The organism is Nocardioides sp. Z50_6 (genome assembly GCF_058215755.1).
Genome location: NZ_JBZAJB010000016.1, coordinates 1 through 1,354, shown reverse-complemented (window position 1 = coordinate 1,354; position 1,354 = coordinate 1). Strand labels below are relative to the sequence as shown.

Here is a 1,354-nt window from a genome sequence, read left to right as displayed (position 1 = left end):
TGAATCGCACTGGGTTGGTTGGAGGCTCCATCGTTTGGAAACGAGGATGGATTCATGCCGAAGGACACCACCCCGGGGAAGCCGACCACGCGTCGCTACAGCCCCGAAGAGAAGGCCGCTGCGGTGCGGATGGTCAGGACTCTGCGCGCCGAGCTCGGCACCGAGCACGGCACGGTCCAGCGCGTCGCCCAGCAGCTCGGCTACGGCACCGAGTCGGTGAGGTCCTGGGTGCGTCAGGCCGACATCGACGAGGGCCACGTCGCCGGGGTCAGCACCAACGACGCAGCGAAGCTGAAGGCCCTCGAGCAGGAGGTCCGGGAACTCAAGCGAGCCAACGAAATCTTGAAGAGGGCCGCAAGTTTCTTCGGGGCGGAGCTCGACCGCCAGCACAAGAAGTAGCCGCGTTCATCGACGCCAACCGCGACGACGTCGTCGCGGGCCGGCGCCTGGGGGTCGAGCTCATCTGCAGCGTGCTGCAGGTGGCCCCCAGCAGCTACTACGAGGTCAAGAGCCGCCAGCCGTCGGCCCGGGCCCGACGCGACGAGGTGATGGGCCTGGTCGTGCGGCAGCTGTGGGAAGACAACTACCGGGTCTACGGCGCCCGGAAGGTCTGGAAGGCAGCCCGCCGTGCCGGTCACGACATCGGCCGCGACCAGGTCGCCCGGCTGATGCGCGCCGCCGGCATCGAGGGGGTGCGGCGCACCAAGCGAGTCCGCACCACCAAGCCCGACCTGGGCGTCCCGCGGCACCCGGACCTGGTGGGCCGCGACTTCACCGCCACGGCACCGAATCAGTTGTGGGTCACCGACCTGACCTACGTGCCGACCTGGGCCGGCGTCGCCTACGTCTGCTTCATCATCGACGCCTACTCCCGGACGATCGTCGGGTGGCGGGTCGCCTCCCACATGCGGACCACGATGGTCCTCGACGCCATCGAGATGGCCAGGTGGTCACGCGGCACCCAGCTCGACGGGCTGCGGTGTCACAGCGACGCAGGGTCGCAATTTACGTCAATTCGCTACGGCGAGCGCCTGGCCGAGATCGGCGCGGTGCCCTCGATCGGCACCGTCGGAGATTCGTACGATAACGCGCTCGCCGAGACCGTGAACGGCTACTACAAGGCCGAGCTGATCCGCGGCCCCGCCCGCGAGGGACGGCCATGGAAGACGGTCGAGGACGTCGAGCTCGCCACCCTGAGCTGGGTCCACTGGCACAACCACGACCGCCTCCACGGCTACCTGGCCGACGTCCCGCCAGCAGAGTTCGAGAAGACGATCTACGCTACGAAACGGACCGACCAGCCCTTGGTCGGAATCCAATAGCCCGAGCCTCCAACCAACCCAGTGCGATTCAC

The 1,354-nt window shown here is 67.8% G+C and carries 1 protein-coding gene and 1 other annotated feature; the gene reads left to right on the top strand.

All coding sequences use genetic code 11. From position 1 onward, the window contains the following. Nucleotides 1-54 precede the first annotated feature (54 nt). A protein-coding gene (locus tag AC4BGE_RS18860; protein WP_490576284.1) for an IS3 family transposase occupies nt 55-1,322 on the top strand; the annotation gives its coding sequence in 2 pieces (ribosomal slippage) (nt 55-358 and nt 358-1,322; 1,269 coding nt in all). After that, nucleotides 354-488: a sequence feature (AL1L pseudoknot), on the top strand. Its footprint overlaps the gene before it by 135 nt. Nucleotides 1,323-1,354 lie beyond the last annotated feature (32 nt).